Here is a 3,423-nt window from a genome sequence, read left to right as displayed (position 1 = left end):
GGGTGTGTTGTTTGAGAACTGCACAGTGGACGCGAGCATCTTTGTTAGTAAGTGTTTAAGAGCGTACGGTGGATGCCTTGGCACCAGGAGCCGATGAAGGACGTAGGAGGCTGCGATAAGCCTCGGGGAGCTGTCAACCGAGCTGAGATCCGAGGATTTCCGAATGGGGAAACCCAGCACGAGTTATGTCGTGTTACCCGCATCTGAATATATAGGGTGTGTGGAGGGAACGTGGGGAAGTGAAACATCTCAGTACCCACAGGAAGAGAAAACAATTGTGATTCCGTGAGTAGTGGCGAGCGAAAGCGGATGAGGCTAAACCGTTCAGATGTGATACCCGGCAGGGGTTGTCTGGACGGGGTAGTGGGGTCATTCTTCTCAGATCTGCCGGTCTGAGCGACAGTCAGAAACCGTTGGGTTAGTTGAAGTGGTCTGGAACGGCCTGCCGTAGACGGTGATAGCCCGGTAAGTGAAAATTCAACGGCTGTTGTGGATGATGCCCGAGTAGCAGCGGGCCCGTGAAATCTGCTGTGAATCTGCCGGGACCACCCGGTAAGCCTGAATACTCCCTGGTGACCGATAGCGGACTAGTACCGTGAGGGAAAGGTGAAAAGTACCCCGGGAGGGGAGTGAAATAGTACCTGAAACCGTGCGCTTACAATCCGTCAGGGCCTACGCACAACTTGTTGTGGTGGGTGATGGCGTGCCTTTTGAAGAATGAGCCTGCGAGTTAGTGGCATGTGGCGAGGTTAACCCGTGTGGGGTAGCCGTAGCGAAAGCGAGTCCGAATAGGGCGTTCTAGTCGCGTGTTCTAGACCCGAAGCGGAGTGATCTACCCATGGCCAGGGTGAAGCGACGGTAAGACGTCGTGGAGGCCCGAACCCACTTAGGTTGAAAACTGAGGGGATGAGCTGTGGGTAGGGGTGAAAGGCCAATCAAACTCCGTGATAGCTGGTTCTCCCCGAAATGCATTTAGGTGCAGCGTCACGTGTTTCACGCCGGAGGTAGAGCTACTGGATGGTCTAGGGGGCCTACAAGCTTACCGAAATCAGCCAAACTCCGAATGCCGGTGTGTGAGAGCGTGGCAGTGAGACTGCGGGGGATAAGCTTCGTAGTCGAGAGGGAAACAGCCCAGATCGCCGGCTAAGGCCCCTAAGCGTGTACTAAGTGGAAAAGGATGTGGAGTCGCGAAGACAACCAGGAGGTTGGCTTAGAAGCAGCCATCCTTGAAAGAGTGCGTAATAGCTCACTGGTCAAGTGATTCTGCGCCGACAATGTAGCGGGGCTCAAGTACACCGCCGAAGCCGCGGCATTCACACAATACATCCGCGCATTCCTATGGGGGTGTGTGTAGTGGTGTGGATGGGTAGGGGAGCGTCCTGCAGCCTTGGAAGCAGCGGAGTGATCCAGTTGTGGAGGCTGTGGGAGTGAGAATGCAGGCATGAGTAGCGAAAGACGAGTGAGAAACTCGTCCGCCGAATGACCAAGGGTTCCTGGGCCAGGTTAATCCGCCCAGGGTGAGTCGGGACCTAAGGCGAGGCCGACAGGCGTAGTCGATGGACAACGGGTTGATATTCCCGTACCCGTGTATCCGCGCCCAATGGCGAATCATCTGTGCTAACCATCCAAATGTGGACGGATCTCCTTCGGGAGACCTGAAGCGGCTGCATGGGATCCTGGGTGTAGTAGTCAAGCGATGGGGTGACGCAGGAAGGTAGCTGGGCCAGTCAGTGGTTGTACTGGTGTAAGCCTGTAGGGCGTTGTGTAGGCAAATCCGCACAACATTCAGCCTGAGAGGTGATGCGTAGCCGATTGAGGTGAATTCAGTGATCCTATGCTGCCGAGAAAAGCCTCTAGTGAGTTGGTACATGGCCCGTACCCCAAACCGACACAGGTGGTCAGGTAGAGAATACTGAGGCGATCGAGAGAACTGTGGTTAAGGAACTCGGCAAAATGCCCCCGTAACTTCGGGAGAAGGGGGACCCGGTCTGGTGATGAGATTTACTCTCGGAGCTGGGTTGGGTCGCAGAGACCAGAGAGAAGCGACTGTTTACTAAAAACACAGGTCCGTGCGAAGTCGTAAGACGATGTATACGGACTGACGCCTGCCCGGTGCCGGAAGGTTAAGAGGACCGGTTAGCGCTTCGGCGCGAAGCTGAGAATTTAAGCCCCGGTAAACGGCGGTGGTAACTATAACCATCCTAAGGTAGCGAAATTCCTTGTCGGGTAAGTTCCGACCTGCACGAATGGCGTAACGACTTCTCTGCTGTCTCAACCACAGACTCGGCGAAATTGCATTACGAGTAAAGATGCTCGTTACGCGCGGCAGGACGAAAAGACCCCGGGACCTTCACTATAGCTTGGTATTGGTGTTCGGTACGGTTTGTGTAGGATAGGTGGGAGACTGTGAAGCAGGCACGCCAGTGTTTGTGGAGTCGTCGTTGAAATACCACTCTGGTCGTATTGGACTTCTAACCTCGGACCATGATCTGGTTCAGGGACAGTGCCTGGTGGGTAGTTTAACTGGGGCGGTTGCCTCCTAAAATGTAACGGAGGCGCCCAAAGGTTCCCTCAGCCTGGTTGGCAATCAGGTGTCGAGTGCAAGTGCACAAGGGAGCTTGACTGTGAGAGTGACAGCTCGAGCAGGGACGAAAGTCGGGACTAGTGATCCGGCACCGGCATGTGGAAGCGGTGTCGCTCAACGGATAAAAGGTACCCCGGGGATAACAGGCTGATCTTCCCCAAGAGTCCATATCGACGGGATGGTTTGGCACCTCGATGTCGGCTCGTCGCATCCTGGGGCTGGAGTAGGTCCCAAGGGTTGGGCTGTTCGCCCATTAAAGCGGCACGCGAGCTGGGTTTAGAACGTCGTGAGACAGTTCGGTCTCTATCCGCCGCGCGCGTCAGAAACTTGAGGAAGGCTGTCCCTAGTACGAGAGGACCGGGACGGACGAACCTCTGGTGTGCCAGTTGTCCTGCCAAGGGCACCGCTGGTTAGCTACGTTCGGAAGGGATAACCGCTGAAAGCATCTAAGCGGGAAGCCTGTTCCAAGATGAGGTTTCTCACCACCTTTGAGTGGTTAAGGCCCCCCACAGACCATGGGGTTGATAGGCCAGAACTGGAAGCCCGGTAACGGGTGTAGGTGACTGGTACTAATCGGCCGAGGACTTACCAACAAAGAAGCTACGCGTCCACTGTGCGGTATCTGAAACAACACACAGACACCGGTTGTTCGATAAGCAGAAGGGTTTCCCCCTTCTGGCTTGTTGTGGCTGGTGTGTGGATAGTTTCATAGAGTTACGGCGGCTATAGCGGTGGGGAAACGCCCGGTCCCATTCCGAACCCGGAAGCTAAGGCCACCAGCGCCGATGGTACTGCACTCGACAGGGTGTGGGAGAGTAGGACACCGCCGGAACATCCTT

Annotated in this window: 2 rRNA genes; both read left to right on the top strand. The window is 55.4% G+C overall.

From position 1 onward, the window contains the following. The first annotated feature begins 45 nt into the window (after positions 1-45). Positions 46-3,177: ribosomal RNA gene (locus ACWEO2_RS44120) — 23S ribosomal RNA — on the top strand. 122 nt (positions 3,178-3,299) lie between these two features. Continuing rightward, a 5S ribosomal RNA gene (rrf, locus tag ACWEO2_RS44115) occupies positions 3,300-3,416 on the top strand. Positions 3,417-3,423 lie beyond the last annotated feature (7 nt).

The sequence above is a fragment of the Nocardia sp. NPDC004278 genome (genome assembly GCF_053602975.1).
This window is presented reverse-complemented; position numbering and strand designations above follow the sequence as displayed.